The organism is Paraburkholderia fynbosensis (genome assembly GCF_902859935.1).
GTDB lineage: Bacteria > Pseudomonadota > Gammaproteobacteria > Burkholderiales > Burkholderiaceae > Paraburkholderia > Paraburkholderia fynbosensis.
The window spans coordinates 461,616-481,191 of the sequence record NZ_CADIKI010000001.1 but is presented as its reverse complement, the minus strand read 5'-3'; the positions used below and the strand labels follow the sequence as shown (position 1 = coordinate 481,191).

The window sequence follows — 19,576 nt, the reverse complement described above, 5'->3', positions numbered from 1 at the left end:
GAGCGTCGGCGGCCGTCGTTCAGCAAAAAAGGCCCGTATCGCAAGGATACGGGCGTACCGGAATTACTACTGCCACGCTGTGCTAATGGCGTTAAGTCAGACTGGCACAGGGGGCGGTGGTTCCCCGATTATTTTCGCTGCACGTCCGGCATCAATGATCCTTGGTGGCTGCGCTGCAAACCATCCATCACGGCAAGCCGATATGCCCCCGCAGATCCAGTGGGCAAACCTACCGATGTCTCGTTGGCTCTGCGCGTGGCGTATCCGGACGCGCACGCACGTTACTCGCGATATCGCCGCGCAAGTCGCCGCGTGGCGCTGGCGGCGTGAAATCGCGGTTGCGCGTCTGGCTCTGTTGCCACGCTTCAAGCGTGGCCGAACGATCCGGCCGCCAGTTCCATGCCTGTTGGCGTTCCTGAGCGAACGCCGGTGCGGCCATTGATGAAATCACAATGCCGCACAGAAGCAGTGACATTGGTTTCATGCGGAGCTCCCGTCAAGCCGATCGACTCGAGGCCTGTTTGCATACGTCTAAGGTATGCCGGGACGCGAAAGCACGTTGTAATTAATAGTAAATGGATGTTTCGTCCACAGGCCATCACGGCTGATTTGGCCTCAAGTCAGCGCGCGATGGTTGCGCAAGTGGTGGCGGGGCGAAAGCGACGACTGAAGAGGGCGCGCCAGACGGCGGTGCCCACGATGGTGCCGGCGGGCTGTGTAGAGACACGCGCGGCGGTCCGGATAAAACGCCGGGCGCCCGTAGGCGCCCGGAGGTGAAACAGTACGCGTCAAGCCATCTTGACCGGCGCGCGCCACGACTCCGGATTGGTCCAGAACGCGCCGCGCAGGCGGTCGCGGCTCGGCGGTGCCGGCGGTTTCGCGGCAGTCGCGCCGATGCGGCCGCGCAGCGAAATTTCACGGCCGCTCGTGCCGAGTCGCTTAACTATTTCGGCGAGCGTACCATCGGCTTGCCATTCGTCGAAGCGACGGCGGCAAGTCGGCGGCGACGGATAGCGGCCAGGCAGTTTGGACCAGCCTTCGCCCGTCGACAGCACCCAAAGCACGGCGTTGACGACCGCTCGCGCTTCCACGCGCGGCCGACCGCGGCGTTCGCTCCGTGCCGGTTCAGCGCAGAACAAAGCCTCGACCAGCGCCCACTCGTTGTCTCTCAAATCGTCGAACAGCATCATGTTTCACCTCAGCGAAGCTAACTCCGGTGCGCTGCCCCGCGCCGCGCACTCTCCATGCACTCGATAGGCGAGTGCCAAGGGGATCGGGCTGCCACGGCTGCTATGCAGTCAGAAGTCATGGCGCCGACCCTGTATTCATGCAAATGCAGGAAGCGTGCCAAGTTGATTCCGATCGCCCCGAAGCCCTGTGACGGCGGGCCAGCGCAGGCGCCAGCTAGGGGCGTATAAGAATCCAAAAAACCCATCTCGCAAATCGGGACAATCACCAATCTTGTGCAACCAGGCCCGGCCTGCGTGCGTTCGCGCCGTATTGCTGCATCGCAGCGAGACGGCTAGCTCCATGCTGCGGCACCCTTTTGGCCTTACAATGCGCATCAAATGAAGTTATTAATGAGGTTGGTAAATGAATGTGACGCTGCGTCAGCTCAGGGTTTTCATCGAGGTCGCGCGCCTGCAGAGTTTCAGCCGGGCCGGCGATGAAATCGGCCTGACGCAATCCGCGGTGAGCCGCTGCGTGCGCGAACTCGAAGGCGAGATCGGCCTCAAGCTGATCGATCGCACGACGCGCGAGGTGCAACTCACGGACGTCGGCGGCAATCTGGTGTCGAGCGTGTCGCGTTTGCTGTCGGACCTCGACGACGCGCTGCGCGAGATCCGCGAAATCGGCGAGCAGCGGCGCGGACGCGTGGTGGTGGCCGCCAGCCCGACCGTGGCCTGCCGGCTGATGCCGGGCATCGTGGCATCGTGCGGGCGGCAATTTCCCTATATCACGCTGGGCTTGCGCGACGACGTGCAGAGCGACGTGGTGCGCAAGGTCAAGTCGGGCGAGGTCGATTTCGGCGTGATCATCGGCCCCTTCACCGCCGACGATCTGCTCAGCGAATCGCTGATGACGGATTCGTTCTGCGTGGTCACACGCGACGACCATCCGCTCGCCGCGCACCGCCAGGTTGCGTGGACCGACCTCGAAGGTCAGCAACTCGTGATGCTCGATTACGCGTCGGGCAGCCGACCGATCATCGACGCCGTGATGCAGGAGCACGGTGTGAGCGCTACCGTGGTGCAGGAGTTGGGGCATTCTGCGACCGTTTTCGGGCTGGTCGAAGCGGGCGTCGGCGTCAGCGTGCTGCCGTGGCTCGCTTTGCCGCTGCCGGCAGGGGCGTCGCTGGTCGCGCGGCCGCTCGTGCCGCGCGCGGAGCGCCGGGTCGAACTGGTGCGCCGGCGCGACCGTTCGTTGTCGCCGGCGGCGGAGGCGGTGTGGGACTTGATCCGTCAACTACCGGGGCGGGCAGAGGATTTGAGTTAGTCCGGTCGTGCGATGAGTCTGGTCGGATCGACTTCAGTCTCGCGACGGCGGATAGAGCGTGGAAGGGGTTCCGCGCAGCGGCGTGAACCTCGACGCTTGCGGGGACCGTCCTCCTCCCACACGCGCAGCCCGCCGAGCTCGCCGCTGCCGAAGCGGGCACCGCGCTAAACTGGCGCCTTCCCTGAACGTCAGCCTTTACCTTTCACCTGTCTGGAAGTCTCGATGAGCGATTTGGACCTGCCTGTGCCCTCCATCCCGAATGCGCGCGAGGCCGTGCGCGCGCTGCGTTCTTCGCAGATCCGTGAAGTCGCCAATGCCGGCTTTGGCGTTGAAGACGTCCTGCCGTTCTGGTTCGGCGAGTCCGACCGGGTCACGCCCGCTTTCATCCGCGACGCCGCCAGCACCGCGCTGGCCGCCGGAGCTACGTTCTATACGCATAACCTGGGCATTGCGCCGTTGCGCGCGGCGCTCGCGAGCTACGTCGGCGAACTGCACGGCGCGACTTCGCCGGACCACGTCGCGGTGACGAGCGCCGGTGTCAACGCGCTGATGCTCGCCGCGCAACTGGTCGTGGGCGCCGGTGATCGCGTCGTTGCGGTGACCCCGCTGTGGCCGAATCTGGTCGAAATTCCTAAAATTCTGGGTGCGCACGTGGAAACGGTTGCGCTGGGCTATGGCGAACGCGGCTGGCAGCTCGACGTCGAGCAATTGCTGGCGGCGCTGACACCCGGCACCAGAATGCTGATGATCAATTCGCCGAACAATCCGACCGGCTGGGTGATGAGCCGCGACGATCAACGCACTGTGCTCGACCATTGCCGGCGCCACGGCATCTGGATCGTCGCGGACGAAGTCTACGAGCGGCTCTATTACGCGGACGTCGACGCGGCCTCGACCGGCGCGCCTGCGCGCACCGCGCCGTCGTTCCTCGATCTGGCCGGCCGCGATGAACCCGTGATCTGCGTGAACTCGTTCTCGAAGGCGTGGCTGATGACCGGCTGGCGGCTCGGCTGGATCGTGGCGCCAACCGCATTGATGGAGGATCTGGCCAAGCTGGTCGAGTACAACACATCATGTGCGCCGTCGTTCGTCCAGCAGGCCGGCATCGCAGCGGTCCAGCAGGGCGAGCGGTTCACGCAGGAATTGGTGCTCGACTTGAAGGCTTCGCGCGATCATCTGGTGCGCGCGCTGTCCGCGGTGCCGGGGGTCGACGTCAAGGCACCGCCTGGCGCGATGTATCTGTTTTTCTCGATGCCTGGCGCGTCGCACAGCCTCGAACTATGTAAGGCGCTGGTGCGCGAAGTCGGGCTGGGCGTGGCGCCCGGCAGCGCGTTTGGGCCGCAGGGTGAGGGTTTCGTGCGCTGGTGCTATGCGTGCGATACGGCGCGGCTGGACGCGGGCGTCGAGCGTCTGAAGCTATTTCTGACGCGGTCCGGCGGGGTTTAGTGGACGTTTGGGGAAAGGTCCGGCCGGCCAGCTGAAAACGCCTAATCAAAAAAGCGGAGTTTCTGACAAGACACCTCTGCTTTTGCACTCGGATACACCGGCCGGAGCGCAATCGGAAAATGCGCGAGGGGTTTCGTCTTTACGCACCGATTGTTTTTGCGTAATATGGCGCTCAGTCACGCGATTCCTTCCAGGAACATCGCTGCTCCGTCCGGCTGGGTTTGGCTCGATAGTCTGTTTCGCCACCCCCCGGTGCGTGCTCCCATCAATATGACCGATCAGAATCGGGCGAGCGCGTCTTCAGTTCCACATCGTCTGTTTGATCCGGTTCTTTGACCACAGGGTCTGACCTAGCTGCATGAATACCCAAGAGGCGAAGATCGTCCTCGAGACTGCCTTGATCTGCGCGCAGGAGCCGTTAAAGCTCGGCGAATTGCGCAAGCTCTTTGCCGACGGCGTGTCGGCAGACACCGTTCGGAACTTGCTCGAAGACCTCAAGCAGGACTGGTCTGGGCGTGGTGTGGAGCTGGTCGGGCTGGCATCGGGCTGGCGGTTTCAAAGCAAGCCCGCGATGCGTTCGTACCTGGATCGCTTACATCCGGAAAAACCGCCGAAATATTCGCGCGCGGTGCTCGAAACGCTCGCGATCATTGCCTACCGGCAGCCGGTCACGCGGGGCGATATCGAAGAAATTCGCGGTGTCACGGTGAATACGCAGGTCGTCAAGCAACTGGAGGATCGCGGCTGGATCGAGGTGATCGGTCATCGCGACGTGCCGGGGCGTCCGGCGCTGTACGCAACCACGCGGCAGTTTCTCGACGACCTTGGTCTGACCGCGCTCGACGAGTTGCCGCCGCTCGCGGACCCGTCGGCCCAACTGAACGCGGATTTGCTCGGTCAGCATGCGATCGAATTCACCGACATCGAGGCCGCGCAGAATGTGGCGACGAGCGAAGAAGGCGAAGTCGCGGATCAGCCCGAGGTGCCGCCGGCCGAGGTGACAGGGGCAGAGAGTGCCGAAACCGAAGCGGCCGGGAATGCCGCAGACGTCACGCCGACGCCGCAGCCGCATCCGGACACGGTCGACGCGCCGGGCGCACAAGAACATGCCGAAACGGCAGACGCAGCACCGCAGGCCGGCATCGCCGGGTCAGCACAGCATGATGATCCGGTCCCCCAGGCCGATCCGGCAACACCCGCGCACGACTCGGGCGTACTCCGCAATACGGAGCGCGCCGCCGAGCCGAATCCGACCACGGCGGCGCAAGGCGATCCTGAAGATCGTCGCGATGCCGCGCAGGACGCAGGCATTCTGACCGACGACGAACCCGAGTCGCGCAGCGCCTGACGTAACCGAACTTTTTTGCCACGCCCGCAACGGGCGTGCGCGACCTGACATTTTGAGGTTGTTTTGACACATACCCACGACACCGATTCGTCCGAATCCGAGCGCGCCGTGCCGTCGGCACGGGCCGACGAAACGCGCAACACGCAAGCGTCGGCAGGCGAGGGCGAGCGCCCGGCGCAGACCGCGGAAGCAGACGGCGAAGACCGTCCGCGCCGCGGCCTGCGTCGCGGACCGCGCAGCCTGATCGCGCGGCGCCGCGCCGGCGCGAAGACGAAGGGCGCCGAAGGCGTGCCCGCGCCAGCGGCGTCGGTCGTCACCGAGGCGCCGCCGGACGGCGAAGTGGTCGCGCAGGTGCGCATGCCCCGTAAGGATGCAGGCGCCAAGGGCCAAGGCTCGCGGCGCAATGCCCAGGCGGGCGCCGCAAAGCGCGAGGGTGGTCAGCGCGAAGGCGCGCCTCGTGAAGGTCAGCGCGAGCGTCAGCCGCGTGAGGACGGGCAGCGCCAGAACCGCCGCGGCGGCGAGGTGCCGGCAGCGGCGGGCGCGGAAGCCGGTCAGGACGATCTGTTCTCGTACGTGACATCTCCGGCGTTCGACGCGGACAACAGCGCGACCGGCGGCGTGCGCGCCCCGATGCTTCGTCGTGGCAAGCCGGCTGCGCCCAAGCGTGTGCTGGCCGCGGACGACGACGCGCCGAAGCTGCACAAGGTGCTGGCCGAAGCGGGCATGGGTTCGCGCCGCGACATGGAAGAGCTGATCGTGGCCGGCCGCGTGTCGGTGAACGGCGAGCCGGCTCACATTGGCCAGCGCATCATGCCGACCGATCAGGTCCGTATCAACGGCAAGCCGGTCAAGCGCAAGCTGGCCAACAAGCCGCCGCGCGTGCTGCTGTATCACAAGCCGACCGGCGAAATCGTCAGCCACGCGGACCCGGAAGGCCGTCCGTCGGTGTTCGACAAACTGCCGCCGATGAAGACCGCCAAGTGGCTCGCGGTCGGCCGCCTCGACTTCAACACTGAAGGTTTGCTGATGCTGACCACGTCGGGCGATCTGGCGAACCGCTTCATGCACCCGCGCTACAGCGTTGAGCGCGAATATGCGGTGCGGGTGGTCGGCGAACTGGCCGAAGGCATGCGTCAAAAGCTGCTGCACGGCGTCGAGCTGGAGGACGGTCCGGCCAACTTCCTGCGCATTCGCGACGGCGGCGGCGAGGGCACCAATCATTGGTACCACGTCGCGCTCGCCGAAGGGCGCAACCGCGAAGTGCGCCGTATGTTCGAAGCGGCCGGCCTGATGGTCAGCCGCCTGATCCGTACGCGTCACGGTCCGATCTCGCTGCCGAAGGGTCTCAAGCGCGGTCGTTGGGAAGAACTCGAAGACAACCAGGTGCGCACGCTGATGGCGTCGGTTGGTCTGAAGGCGCCGACGGAGGAGCGCGGCGGCCGCAGCTCCGCGCCAGAGCGCAAGCAGCCGGATCCGATGCAAACCTCGATGGGCTTCATCAATCGCGAACCCGTGCTGATGTCGCATAGCCGGTTCGAACAGCAGCCGCGCGGCCAGGGTCAGGGCCGCCGCGGTGCGGCGGGCGGCGGCTTCGGCGGCGGCGCGGGCACCGGTTACGGCAACCGCGGCGCGGGCCGTGGCGCTGGTGGCTTCGGCAGCGCGTTGGGCGGCGGTGCCGCCGGCCCGCGCGGCGGCCGTGAGGTCGATGGCAATCGCGCGCCGTCAGGCGCTGGCAATCGTGCTGGCGGCGGCAAGCGTGCCGGTGGCAACACTGCCAATCCGGGCGGCGGCAATCGTGGCCCCGGAGGCAATCGTGGCGGCAACGCGAATCGCGCGGGCGGCGGGAATGCCAACGCGGGCGGCGCTAATCGCGGCAGCGGCGCGCCGCGCGGCCGTACGCGCGGTCGTTGAATAACCGGAATAACAGGTATGACGGCCGGCAGCGTATCGTTCCTTGACGATTTTCGCGGCCGCCGTCGGATTCGATCGATGAATGCCACAGTTTTATGCTGCGCGTAAAACTGCGATGCGGCGGAAAATGGGGCAGGGTTTAGCCGCCCCGCTTGTCGGGCCTTTTGCAGAGCGGCATCAGCCGCTCCGCAAAAGGCCCGCGAGGCCGCCGCGGCGTCGAAAGATTCCCATGAAATCAAGCGGAAATGCGCTTCGTACGGCGTTCTGCGGTTTGCGTTTGTCCCGAAAAATGGCTACAATCGCGGAGTCGCTGGGCGTGCGGCTTTTCATGTGCGGCTCAGGTGCGACCACCGGTAATAAGATGATGGGCGTTTAGCCCATTTTTTTTTGCCGCTCAGTTCATCGTGGTTCGGCATCTCGGGTTCGCACGAACGTGCGCCGGCTTGGCGCACGGCCCGCATTGATTGTTTGCAAAACAAGCGGCAGGCTCGCTGCGCGAACATCTAAGAGGGCACTGTGCAACTGACGGAACTGATTGAAACCACGGTCGTGGGACTCGGCTACGAGCTCGTCGATCTCGAGCGCACCGGGCGCGGCATGATGTGCATCTATATCGACCAGCCGGCCGGCATCGCGATCGAAGACTGCGAGAAAGTCACGCGTCAGCTCCAGCACGTCCTGACGGTCGAAAATATCGATTACGAGCGGCTTGAAGTATCGTCGCCGGGTCTCGACCGCCCGCTGAAAAAACTGGCGGATTTCGAACGCTTCGCAGGCAGCGAAGTGGTTATCACATTGAAAAAGCCATTGGACGGACGGAAATCGTACCGGGGCATCCTGCATGCTCCGCAAGGCGAAACGATCGGTCTGGAATTTGAAGGGAAGGAAGGCGCCGCGATGCTCGATTTCACACTCGCGGACATGGACAAAGCACGCCTCGTTCCGAAAGTTGACTTTAGGAGCCGCAAACAATGAGTCGCGAAGTGTTGATGCTGGTGGATGCGCTGGCACGCGAGAAGAATGTCGACAAAGACGTGGTATTTGCCGCGCTCGAAGCGGCTCTCGCTTCGGCCTCCAAGAAACTCTTCGAAGAAGATGCGGATATCCGCGTCCATATCGACCGTGAAAGCGGCGAGCACGAAACGTTTCGCCGCTGGAAAGTGGTGCCGGACGAAGCCGGTTTGCAGGAACCGGATCAGGAAATTCTGCTGTTCGAAGCACGTGAGCAGAAGCCAGAGATCCAACTCGACGAGTACATCGAAGAACCGGTGCCGTCGATCGAATTCGGCCGTATCGGGGCGCAGGCTGCCAAGCAGGTAATCCTGCAGAAGGTGCGCGACGCGGAGCGCGAGCAGATTCTGAACGACTTCCTCGAGCGCGGCGAGCACATCATGACCGGCTCGGTGAAGCGTCTCGACAAGGGCAATTTCATCGTCGAAACCGGCCGTGTCGAAGCGCTGCTGCGCCGCGACCAGTTGATTCCGAAGGAAAACCTGCGCGTGGGCGACCGCGTGCGCGCCTACATCGCAAAGGTCGATCGCACCGCACGCGGTCCGCAGATCGAGCTGTCGCGTACGGCACCCGAATTCCTGATGAAGCTGTTCGAGATGGAAGTGCCGGAAATCGAACAGGGCCTGCTCGAAATCAAGGCTGCTGCCCGCGATCCGGGCGTGCGCGCGAAGATCGGCGTGGTCGCGTATGACAAGCGCATCGATCCGATCGGCACCTGCGTCGGCATTCGCGGTTCGCGCGTGCAGGCGGTGCGTAACGAGCTCGGTGGCGAAAACGTCGACATCGTGCTATGGTCGGAAGATCCCGCACAGTTCGTGATCGGCGCGCTCGCGCCGGCAGCCGTCCAGTCGATCGTCGTCGATGAAGAAAAGCACTCGATGGACGTCGTCGTAGACGAAAACGAACTGGCGGTCGCGATCGGCCGCAGCGGCCAGAACGTGCGTCTTGCCAGCGAACTCACCGGCTGGCAGATCAACATCATGACGCCGGACGAATCTGCGCAGAAGCAGAATCAGGAACGCGGTGTATTGCGCGACCTGTTCATGGCGCGTCTCGATGTCGACGAAGAAGTCGCCGACATCCTGATCGACGAAGGCTTCACGAGCCTCGAAGAGATCGCCTATGTGCCGCTCAACGAAATGCTCGAAATCGAAGCATTCGACGAAGACACCGTTCACGAACTGCGTAATCGCTCGCGCGACGCGCTGTTGACGTTGGCGATCGCGAATGAAGAAAAGGTCGAAAATGTAGCACTCGACCTGAAGAGCCTGGACGGCATCGATGCCGACCTGCTCGCGAAGCTGGCTGAACACCAGGTCCAGACGCGCGACGAACTCGCCGAGCTGGCCGTGGATGAACTGGTCGAGATGACCGGTATGGAAGAGGATGCCGCTAAGGCGTTGATCATGAAAGCACGTGAACACTGGTTCCAGTGAGAAATGACCATGGCGCACTAAATTGAACGCGGCCGTTAGGCCGCATGACACGATGCTAACCGCAAGGAATCGGTCCTTGCATTAAGAGGAATGAATGGCGAGTAACAACGTAGCCCAATTTGCCGCGGAACTGAAAATGCCTGCAGGCGTGCTGCTCGAGCAGCTGCAGGCGGCGGGCGTCACAAAAGCGAGCGAAGACGACAACCTGTCCGAGGCGGACAAGGCGCGTCTGCTCGACCACTTGCGCAAGTCTCACGGCTCGACTGATGCGGACAAGCGCAAGATCACGCTGACGAAACGGCATACGTCGGAAATCAAGCAATCCGATGCGACGGGTAAAGCTCGCACCATTCAGGTCGAGGTGCGCAAGAAGCGCACTTTCGTCCGCCGCGACGAAACCTCCGCCGAAGGCGGAGATGCATCGAATCATGCGGCCGAAGGCGCCGAGGTCGACGATCTGGAACTTCAGCGTCGTGAAGAGGAAGCTCGTCACGAAGCTGAGCTGCTCGAAAAGCAGGCCCAGGAGCTGAAGGCCCGCCAGGAACAACTCGAACGCGAAGAAGCCGAGCGTCAGGCGCGTGAGCAGGCTGCCGAAGCCGAGCGCCGTCGCGCCGAGGAAGAAGCGGCGAAGAAGCGCGCAGCGGCTGCCGTCGAGGCGGCGGCACGCGAGAAGGTGCAGCAGGCGGCGCAAGTCGCGCAGCCGGTAGTCGCGAAGGCGGAGCCGGTGGCTGCCAAGGCAGCGGAGCCGGTGCTCGCCAAGGAAAGCGAGCAGGACGACGAACGCGCAGCGGCGGAACGCGCTGCGCAACGCGAAGCTGCGAAGAAGGCGGAAGACGCAGCGCGTCAGGCCGCGGAGAAAGCGCGTGCCGAGCAGGAAGAAATCGCGAAGCGCCGTGCCGCGGCGGAAGCCGAAGCACGCGCAATTCGCGAAATGATGAACACGCCGCGCAAGGCACAGGTCAAGGCGCCGGAACCGGCACCGAAGCCCGTCGAGCCGGCCAAGGCCGCGGAAGCCAAGGGCACGCTGCACAAGCCCGCACGTCCGGCAGGCGAAGCACCGGTGCGTCCGGCTGCGAAGAAGCCGGCTGCTGCGGCGCCGGCATCCCCGAGCGCACCGTCCGCCGGTGACAAGAAGAAGCCGGGCGGCGGCAAGGGCAGCTGGCAGGACGACGCAGCGAAGCGCCGTGGTATCAAGACGCGTGGCGATTCGAGCGGCGGTGTCGATCGCGGCTGGCGCGGCGGCCCGAAGGGTCGCGGCAAGCATCAGGATCAGAACACCACGTTCCAGGCGCCGACCGAACCGATCGTGCGTGAAGTGCACGTGCCGGAAACCATCACGGTCGCCGATCTGGCACACAAGATGGCGGTGAAGGCCTCGGAAGTCATCAAGTCGATGATGAAGCTCGGCCAGATGGTCACGATCAACCAGATGCTGGACCAGGAAACGGCGATGATCATCGTCGAGGAACTGGGTCACCACGCGGTGGCGGCCAAGCTGGACGATCCGGAAGCGATGCTGGTCGAAGGCGAAGTGTCCGATGCGGAAGCATTGCCGCGTCCGCCGGTCGTCACGGTCATGGGTCACGTCGACCACGGCAAGACCTCGCTGCTCGACTACATCCGCCGCGCGAAGGTTGCAGCGGGCGAAGCGGGCGGCATTACGCAGCACATCGGCGCTTACCACGTCGAAACGCCGCGAGGCGTGATCACGTTCCTCGACACGCCGGGTCACGAAGCCTTTACGGCCATGCGTGCCCGCGGTGCGAAGGCAACCGACATCGTGATTCTGGTAGTCGCAGCCGACGACGGCGTGATGCCGCAGACGAAGGAAGCGATTGCCCATGCGAAGGCAGGCGGCGTGCCGCTCGTCGTTGCGATCAACAAGATCGACAAGCCGGATGCGAATCCGGAACGCGTGAAGCAGGAACTCGTCGCGGAAGGCGTCGTGCCGGAAGAATACGGTGGCGATTCGCCGTTCGTGTCGGTGTCGGCCAAGACCGGCGCGGGCATCGACGATCTGCTCGAAAACGTGCTGCTGCAAGCCGAAGTGCTGGAACTGAAGGCGCCGGTCGAGGCGCCGGCCAAGGGTCTGGTCATCGAAGCGAAGCTCGATAAGGGTAAGGGCCCGGTCGCAACGATCCTGGTCCAGTCGGGTACGCTGAACCGCGGCGATGTGGTGCTGGCGGGTAGCGCTTACGGTCGCGTGCGAGCCATGCTCGACGAAACCGGCAAGCCGACCAAGTCTGCCGGTCCGTCGATCCCGGTCGAAATCCAGGGTCTGTCGGAAGTCCCGCAAGCAGGCGAAGAAGTCATCGTCATGCCGGATGACCGCAAGGCGCGTGAAGTCGCGCTGTTCCGTCAAGGCAAGTTCCGCGACGTCAAGCTGGCCAAGCAACAGGCCGCGAAGCTCGAGAACATGCTGGAACAGATGGGCGAAGGCGAAGTGCAGTACATGCCGCTCATCGTCAAGGCCGACGTGCAGGGTTCGCAGGAAGCTTTGGTCCAGTCGCTGCTCAAGCTGTCGACCGACGAAGTGCGCGTGCAGATCGTCCACGGCGCCGTGGGCGGCATCAGCGAGTCCGATGTCAACCTGGCCACGGCTTCCAAGGCGGTCATCATCGGCTTCAACACCCGTGCGGATGCCCAAGCTCGCAAGCTGGCGGAATCCAACGGCGTCGACATTCGCTACTACAACATCATCTATGACGCAGTGGATGACGTGAAGGCCGCGATGTCAGGCATGCTGGCACCGGAGAAGCGCGAAGTCGTGACGGGCACGGTCGAAGTGCGCCAGGTCTTCAAGGTACCGAAGATCGGCGCGGTGGCCGGCTGTATGGTCACGGACGGTTTCGTCAAGCGCTCGTCGTCGGTGCGCGTGCTGCGCAACAACGTCGTCATCTTTACGGGCGAGCTCGATTCGCTCAAGCGCTTCAAGGACGACGTGAAGGAAGTCCGTCAGGGCTTCGAGTGCGGTATGTCGATCAAGAACTTCAACGACATCGTCGAAGGCGATCAGTTCGAAGTCTTCGAGGTCACCGAAGTCGCGCGTTCGCTGTAATTCACGCGACACGGCTCAACGGGCGGAGCGGGCTTTGACGCCCGCCCCGCCCGTTGTTTTTGGGCCCACTGTTTTGTGCGCAAGCGCCCTGGTCATGCTTTGAAAAGCGCGCCGCTTATATGCCGCGCGAAAAAATCACCACGGTTTGCGCGAACCATTTTTTGCATCCGTCAGATCGGATCACACAACACCATGCCTAAGAAACGTTCTTCTCCCAATCGCAACGTGCAGATCGCCGATCAGATCCAGCGCGATCTGTCCGAGCTGCTGCGCGAGGTCAAGGATCCGCGCATCGGCATCGTCACCATTCAGAGCATCGAGCTGACGCCGGACTACGCGCACGCGAAAGTCTATTTCACGACGCTGACCGGCGACCCGCAACAGACGCTCGAAGCGCTCACGCACGCAGCCGGCCATCTGCATAATCAGCTCTTCAAACGACTGCATATCCATACCGTGCCGACGCTGCATTTCCACTACGACAAGACGATCGAGCGCGCCGTCGAAATGTCGCGTCTGATCGACGAGGCGAATGCCAATCGCGCGAAGGAAGACTGAGCGCAGCGTGAGCGGCCGCGCTCGTTACCATGCCTGAGCCCGATACGCTCAGTGCCGTTTTTGTATTCATTGAAGTTTCCGCCTTTCCGACATGACCGCACCTCAACGCCCCCGCGTGCCGCGTCGCGCGCTCGACGGGGTCCTGCTGCTCGACAAGCCGTTAGGCCTGTCGAGCAACGACGCGCTGATCCGCGCGAAGCGTCTTTATCTGGCGAAAAAAGCCGGCCATACCGGCACGCTCGACCCTCTTGCGACAGGCCTGCTGCCGCTGTGTTTCGGCGAAGCCACCAAGTTTTCGCAAGATCTGCTCGAAGCCGACAAGACCTACGAGGCGACCATGCGCCTCGGCATTCGCACGACTACCGGCGACGCCGAGGGCGAAGCGATCGACACGCGCGAAGTGACGTGCGGCGAGGCCGCGGTGCAGGCGGTGCTGCCAAAGTTTCTCGGCGACATCGTCCAGGTGCCGCCGATGTATTCGGCGCTCAAGCGCGACGGCAAACCGCTGTATGAATATGCACGCGCTGGGCAGACCCTGGAGCGGGAAGGGCGTCAGGTAACGATTCTCAGACTCGAATTGCTCGCGTGCGCGCTGCCGGACGTGACATTTCGCGTGACTTGCAGCAAGGGCACCTACGTGCGCACGCTGGCCGAGGATATCGGCGAAGCGCTGGGTTGCGGCGCACATCTGGTCGTGCTGCGGCGCACGGGTGTCGGCGCGCTGACGCTCGCGAATTCGGTGACGCTCGATGCGTTGTCCGATGCAAGCGAAAGCGAGCGCGACTCGTGGCTGCAGCCGGTAGACGCGTTGCTGTCAACCTTCCCGCTCGTGCGGTTGAACGAAGACGACACGCGCCGTTTTCTGCATGGTCAACGCCTCAAGCTGTCCGAGTTGACCATTGGCGGCGACGCCGTGAACGCGCCGCGCGTAAGAGTCTATGCGGGGCAAGGCCGCTTGCTGGGCGTCGCGAAGCAAGGCGAGGGCGTGCTCGCGCCCGAACGGCTGGTGGTAACGACGGCTAACTAGATCGCTGTCGCGACTTTAAGCAGACGCGTCCGGCGACGGCGTCCGGCCTGCTGCAAGTGCAAAGAAAAAGGCGGGACCGCGATCGAGCGGTCCCGCCTTTTTTCATCTTGAGCGCGTCGTAGGACTGAAGCGGAGCCTCAGTGCGCCGCGGCGGCCGCTGCGCCTGCATCGCCGCCCGCGCGTTCCGGCCGCGTGATCCAGATCAGCGCGATCAGTGCCACGAAAATGCCGGCGGAAACAAAGAACAGATCGTTCACGCCCAATTGCGCGGCTTGCTGCGTGGCCATCGAGTTGAAGAGACCATACGCCTGCGGCTGACTGAAGCCTGCCGCGCCCATCTGTCGGACCGACTGATCGAACACCGGGTTGTAGGCGTTCGCCTGTTCGGCCAGTTGCGCGTGATGCATGATCGTGCGGTGATCCCACGCGGTCTGGAAAATCGAAGTGCCGATACCGCCGCACATGATCCGCACGAAATTCGACAGACCCGACGCCGCCGGAATACGGTTGCCGGGCAAGCCCGACAGCGTGATCGACACGAGCGGAATGAAGAATCCCGCCATACCGATACCCTGAATCAACGTGGGCAGCAGCAGCGAATACGTATCGACGCCGGTCGTATAACGCGAGCGCATCCAGAAACACAGCGCGAAGATGAGGAAAGACAATGTCGCGATGTAGCGCGGATCGGTACGCGGCAAGATCTTGCCCGTGATCGGCGACAGCAGCACGGCGAACAGACCGACGGGCGCCATCACCAGCCCCGCTTCGGTCGCGGTGTAGCCGATATCGGTTTGCAGCCACAGCGGCAGCAACACCAGATTGCCGAAGTAGAGCCCGTAGCCGACCGACAGCGCGATCGTGCCGCCCGTGAAGTTGCGCCGGCTGAACAGCGACAGATCCACCACCGGATGCTCGGCCGTCAACTCCCACACGATGAAGAACGCGAGCGCGATCACCGCGACCAGTGCCAGCACGACGATGGTCGTCGACGAGAACCAGTCGAGATCCTTACCCTTATCGAGCATCACCTGCAGCGAGCCGACCCAGACGATCAGCAGGCCGAGGCCGACGCCGTCGATCGGTGCTTTCCGGATCGCTGAATCACGGTTGCGGAAGATCATCCACGTCGCCCCGGCGGCGATGATGCCGACCGGAATGTTGACGTAGAAAATCCATGGCCACGAGATGTTGTCGGAAATCCAGCCGCCCAGAATCGGACCGGCCACCGGCGCAATCAGCGTGGTCATCGCCCACATCGACAACGCCATCGGCGCCTTCGCGCGGGGATAACTGGCGAGCAGCAGCGTTTGCGACAACGGGATCATCGGGCCGGCCACCGCGCCTTGCAGCACGCGCGAAGCCAGCAGGAACGGCAGCGTCGGCGCGAGACCGCACAGCCATGACGAAATCACGAACAGCACGATCGACGCCATGAACAGGCGCACCTGGCCGATGCGGTCGGTGAGCCAGCCGGTCAGCGGCACGGAGATCGCGTTCGCGACCGCGAACGAGGTGATTACCCACGTGCCCTGGTCGGCCGACACGCCGAGGTCGCCTGAGATCGACGGAATCGACACGTTCGCGATCGACGTGTCCAAAACGTTCATGAACACGGCGAGCGACACCGCGATGGTGCCGATCACCAGTTGCGCGCCCTCGAGTGGCGGATGAGGGGCTTGCGCCTGAGCCTGAGCCATTAAAGAAGCCTTCTCTGAATCGTCGTGTGGCTGCTTAGCTCTTCGCTGCGGGCTTCGCGGCGGCACCGGTCTGCGCCGACTTCGGCGTACCGCCGTTCGGCCCGGCGTTTTCCGCGATGATGCGCGCAATTTCCGCGTCGGCTTCGTCGCCGTATTTATCGAAGACGTTGGTCTGGTAGGCCGTATTGGACGCGTTGCCGAGCTGGCCGCCGCTGGCGTCCTTGATGTTCACGTCGGCTTGCATCGACAGACCGATCCGCAGCGGGTTCTTGTCGAGTTCCTGCGGATCGAGCGCGATACGCACCGGCAGACGCTGCACCACCTTGATCCAGTTGCCGGTCGCGTTTTGCGCGGGCAGCAGCGAGAACGCCGAACCCGTGCCTGCGGAGAAGCCGACCACCTTGCCGTGATAAGGCACCGACGAACCGTACACGTCGGCGGTCAGTTCCACCGGCTGGCCGATGCGCATGTGCTTGAGCTGCACTTCCTTGAAGTTCGCGTCGACCCACACGTCGTGCAGCGGCACGATGGCCATCAACGGGGTGCCCGGCGAGACGCGCTGGCCGACCTGCACCGAGCGCTTCGCAACGTAGCCGGTCACGGGCGCGGGCAGGACGTTACGCGCATGGTTCAGGTACGCGTCGCGGACCTTCGCGGCGGCGGCCTGCACATTCGGATGGTTCGCGATCGTGGTGTTGGCGGTCAGGGCGCGGTTCGACGCCAGTTGCTGCTTCGCGGCGTCGACGGCGGCTTGCGCGCTCTTCACCGCGTCGCGGGCGTGCGAGATTTCTTCCTGCGACACCGCGCCGGTTTGCGCGACCGTCAGACGGCGCTTCAGGTCGTCCTGAGCGCGCGACAGATCGGCCTGACGCAGTTCGACTTGAGCCTGGTATTGATTGTCGTCGGCGAACAGCCCGCGCACCTGGCGCACCGTTTGTGCGAGATTCGCCTCGGCCTGTTCGAGCGCGACGCGCGCATCGGCCGGATCGAGCACGACGAGCGGATCGCCCGCCTTGACGACCTGCGTGTCGTCCGCGTTCACGGCGATCACGGTGCCCGTGACTTGCGGCGTGATCTGCACGACGTTGCCGCTCACGTACGCGTCGTCGGTGTCTTCATGGAAGCGCGCGACGAGGAAGTAGTACAGGCCATAGGCGAGCGCGGCGATCAGAATCACGATGACGAGCAGCGTCATCATGCGCTTGCGTTTGCCGTTGTTCGCCGGTTGTGCCGGTTGTGCCGGCTGTGCGTTAGGCGCGGGCTGTTGGGGGGTGCTCATTTGATGTGCTCCGGGTTCTCTTGAACGTCGTCGTTTATTCGGATGTTGGTGTGCGTGCTGCGCGGCGCGTGGTCAGTTCGCCGCGGCGGTCGCGGTGGCCGCCGACGCCGGGGCATCGGTCGGTACCACGAGGCCGGTCTGCGTTGCGTCGAAACCGCCGCCGAGCGCCTTGATGAGGCCGATCTGCATATCGCGGCGGCGCATCTTCAGGCCCGTCACCGTCTGTTCGGCGGCGAGCAGATTCTGGTCGGCGGTCAGCACCTGCAATTGCGGCGACAGGCCGGCCTTGTAGCGGATCACGGCGAGTTGGTAGGCCTTGCTCGACGCATCGAGGGCGCGTTGCGCGTCGCCTTCCTGCTGGTCGATCGAGCGGATCGACGACACCTGCGTCGCCACCTGCTGGAGCGCGTTGATCAGCGTCTGGTTGTAGTTCGCGACGTTGAGGTCGAAATCGGCAAAACGGCCCTTCAATTGCGAGCGCAATGCGCCGGCGTCGAAGATCGGCAGGTGGATCGCCGGACCGAACTGGATCTGACGGCTCGACGCGGTCAGGAAACGGCCCCAGCCGAACGCGTCGAAACCAAAGCCGGCCGCGAGGTTCACGTCAGGGAAGAATTCGGCTTTCGCTTCCTTCACGTCGTGCATGGCCGCTTCGACCTGCCAGCGCGCGGCGACGATATCCGCCCGGCGCGCCACGAGGTCGGCCGGGATATTGTTCGGCAGCGCGACCGTGTCGCCGACTGTCAGCGTCGGCTTGGCGATCTGCAGGCCGCGGTCTGGACCCTTGCCGAGCAGCGCGCCTAGCTGGTAGCGCACGACGGTGATCTGGCCGTCGAAGTCGGTCAGGTTCGACTGGCTGGTCGCGATGTTGCCCGTCGCGGTTTGCCGCTCGACGTTGGTGTCGAGGCCGGCCGCCACGCGGCCATCGGTGATGCGGCCGATGTCCTTGCGGTTGGCGATTTCTCGCTCGGCGATTTCACGGAACGCGTACAACTGAGCGAGCTGGTTGTAGGTGCTCGCCACGGACGCAGCGAGCGTCACGCGCGCCTGCTGCATGTCCGCCTGAGCGGCCCTTTCCTGCGACACGGCCTGGCCGAGGCGCTCACGATTCTTGCCCCACAGGTCGAGGTCCCACGACGCGCTCGCGAGTACGTTGTTCTCGCTATACCACGTGCCACCGTACGGAGGCGGGTAGAGCGAGTTCGCGGAGAAGATCTCGCGGGTCCACGAATAGCTGGCGTTGACTTTCGGGAACAGCGCCGAGCGCGAGCTTTCGATATACGAGGACGCCTTCGCCAGACGCGCCTGTGCCTGCGCAATCGACGGACTGCCGTCGAGCGCTTCCGTGATCAGTTGGGACAACTGCGGGTCGCCGAACTGCTGGGCCCAGTCGAGCGACGGCCATTGACCGCCTTCGCCGGGCAGACTCCGCGCTGACTCGTACTGCGTCGGCGACGAGATCTGCTTGTCGTTCTTCATGCCGAAGTAGTTCGCGCACCCCGTGAGGGCAAGCGCCGTCACCGCAGCGGCGACAGCGGCCCGGCTCGAAAGCGCGGGCGCGGACAGGGAAAGGGATTTCATCGCTCGACTCTTTGAGTGAAATGTAATGATGGACGCTGCAAGCAATTTCTTACGATTTGCTGTCAAAATTGCTTGCTGCATCACGGGCTAGTCCCGTTTGATCACCGGAATTGACGAGCACGCGACGCAGCATGCTCTTCAGGAAGCCCACCTCTTCGGCGGTGAAGCCGTTCAGCAGGCTGTCCAGCACGCCGTTGAAGATGCCCGGCATTCTGGCTGCGATCGCATGGCCTTCCGGGGTCAGCGCAAGGCGTACGACCCGGCGGTCTTCGTTGCTACGCACGCGGGTCAGCAGTCCGCGCTTTTCCAGACGGTCTACGAGGCGCGTGACGGCGCTTGCGTCGATGCCGTATTCACGGGCCAGTTCGGCGGCCAGCAGGCATTTTCCGCTGGCGACCATGAACAGAATGCTGCCCTGCTGACTGGTGATGCCCAACTCCGCCATGCTGCGCTGGGTGACCAGGTTCGACATGGTCGACTTCACCCGCGAGAGGAGATAGCCCACGCTTTCGCCTAGCTGATACTCGCTGAGGTTCGGCGCGGGATGGGGGGACGGCTCCGTCATGATTCTCGTGCGAATGCAATGGTTGACTAGGCAGGATTATAGGGCGCGGTTGATTGACGCGGCAAGCGTTATTACAGCTTAGGCAAGGATCTGTCCGCTCCCAAGCCGGAATAAATGCGGCTTTGCGTAGGTTTGTGCTGACGGAATCAGGTTGCTGTCT

The 19,576-nt window shown here is 63.8% G+C and carries 14 protein-coding genes and 1 pseudogene; 9 read left to right on the top strand and 6 right to left on the bottom strand.

The window, feature by feature from the left end:
* Nucleotides 1-229 precede the first annotated feature (229 nt).
* Both HV770_RS38395 and HV770_RS02145 read right to left on the bottom strand, forming a co-directional pair.
* On the bottom strand, nt 230-484 hold the full coding sequence (locus HV770_RS38395) for a hypothetical protein (protein ID WP_246290678.1): 255 nt from the start codon (nt 482-484) through the stop codon (nt 230-232).
* Nucleotides 485-791: 307 nt separating this feature from the next.
* Nucleotides 792-1,187 (bottom strand): annotated as a pseudogene (locus tag HV770_RS02145) (transposase); the annotation flags it as partial.
* A gap of 406 nt (nt 1,188-1,593) precedes the next feature.
* On the opposite strand from HV770_RS02145, the gene HV770_RS02140 reads away from it, so the two are divergent.
* From HV770_RS02140 to truB, 9 genes are all read left to right on the top strand, one after another.
* Nucleotides 1,594-2,496 (top strand): LysR family transcriptional regulator, encoded by a 903-nt coding sequence (locus HV770_RS02140; RefSeq protein ID WP_175157862.1) that lies wholly within the window; start codon nt 1,594-1,596, stop codon nt 2,494-2,496.
* Nucleotides 2,497-2,718: 222 nt separating this feature from the next.
* Nucleotides 2,719-3,942: a pyridoxal phosphate-dependent aminotransferase gene (locus HV770_RS02135; RefSeq protein ID WP_175157861.1), complete on the top strand. Its 1,224-nt coding sequence runs from the start codon at nt 2,719-2,721 to the stop codon at nt 3,940-3,942.
* A 358-nt stretch (nt 3,943-4,300) separates the two neighbouring features.
* Nucleotides 4,301-5,290 (top strand): SMC-Scp complex subunit ScpB, encoded by a 990-nt coding sequence (scpB, locus tag HV770_RS02130; protein ID WP_175157860.1) that lies wholly within the window; start codon nt 4,301-4,303, stop codon nt 5,288-5,290.
* A gap of 63 nt (nt 5,291-5,353) precedes the next feature.
* Complete coding sequence (rluB, locus tag HV770_RS02125; protein WP_175157859.1) at nt 5,354-7,201, top strand: 23S rRNA pseudouridine(2605) synthase RluB; 1,848 nt, start codon at nt 5,354-5,356, stop codon at nt 7,199-7,201.
* A 516-nt stretch (nt 7,202-7,717) separates the two neighbouring features.
* Entirely contained in the window at nt 7,718-8,176 is a 459-nt protein-coding gene (gene rimP / locus HV770_RS02120) for a ribosome maturation factor RimP (RefSeq protein WP_121318629.1), read from the top strand.
* Nucleotides 8,173-9,648, top strand: a complete 1,476-nt coding sequence (nusA, locus tag HV770_RS02115; protein ID WP_121318627.1) for a transcription termination factor NusA — start codon at nt 8,173-8,175, stop codon at nt 9,646-9,648. The genes rimP and nusA overlap by 4 nt, the downstream gene beginning before the upstream one ends.
* 94 nt (nt 9,649-9,742) lie before the next feature.
* Nucleotides 9,743-12,706, top strand: coding sequence for a translation initiation factor IF-2 (gene infB / locus HV770_RS02110; protein WP_175157858.1), 2,964 nt, complete (start codon nt 9,743-9,745; stop codon nt 12,704-12,706).
* A 192-nt stretch (nt 12,707-12,898) separates the two neighbouring features.
* Nucleotides 12,899-13,264, top strand: a complete 366-nt coding sequence (gene rbfA / locus HV770_RS02105; protein WP_121318621.1) for a 30S ribosome-binding factor RbfA — start codon at nt 12,899-12,901, stop codon at nt 13,262-13,264.
* 91 nt (nt 13,265-13,355) lie between these two features.
* Nucleotides 13,356-14,291 carry a tRNA pseudouridine(55) synthase TruB gene (gene truB, locus HV770_RS02100; RefSeq protein ID WP_175157857.1) on the top strand — a complete coding sequence of 312 codons (936 nt, stop codon included), beginning with the start codon at nt 13,356-13,358 and terminating at the stop codon, nt 14,289-14,291.
* A gap of 137 nt (nt 14,292-14,428) precedes the next feature.
* Here the strand turns inward: truB and HV770_RS02095 are convergent, their stop codons facing one another.
* The 4 genes from HV770_RS02095 to HV770_RS02080 all read right to left on the bottom strand — a co-directional run bounded on the left by HV770_RS02095 (nt 14,429) and on the right by HV770_RS02080 (nt 19,416).
* Nucleotides 14,429-16,057, bottom strand: coding sequence for a DHA2 family efflux MFS transporter permease subunit (locus tag HV770_RS02095; RefSeq protein WP_281366190.1), 1,629 nt, complete (start codon nt 16,055-16,057; stop codon nt 14,429-14,431).
* Entirely contained in the window at nt 16,026-17,270 is a 1,245-nt protein-coding gene (locus tag HV770_RS02090; RefSeq protein WP_175157855.1) for an EmrA/EmrK family multidrug efflux transporter periplasmic adaptor subunit, read from the bottom strand. The genes HV770_RS02095 and HV770_RS02090 overlap by 32 nt, the downstream gene beginning before the upstream one ends.
* Nucleotides 17,271-17,342: 72 nt before the next feature.
* Complete coding sequence (locus HV770_RS02085) at nt 17,343-18,851, bottom strand: efflux transporter outer membrane subunit (protein ID WP_175157854.1); 1,509 nt, start codon at nt 18,849-18,851, stop codon at nt 17,343-17,345.
* Between the two features lie 49 nt (nt 18,852-18,900).
* Complete coding sequence (locus HV770_RS02080; protein WP_175157853.1) at nt 18,901-19,416, bottom strand: MarR family winged helix-turn-helix transcriptional regulator; 516 nt, start codon at nt 19,414-19,416, stop codon at nt 18,901-18,903.
* Nucleotides 19,417-19,576: the final 160 nt, after the last annotated feature.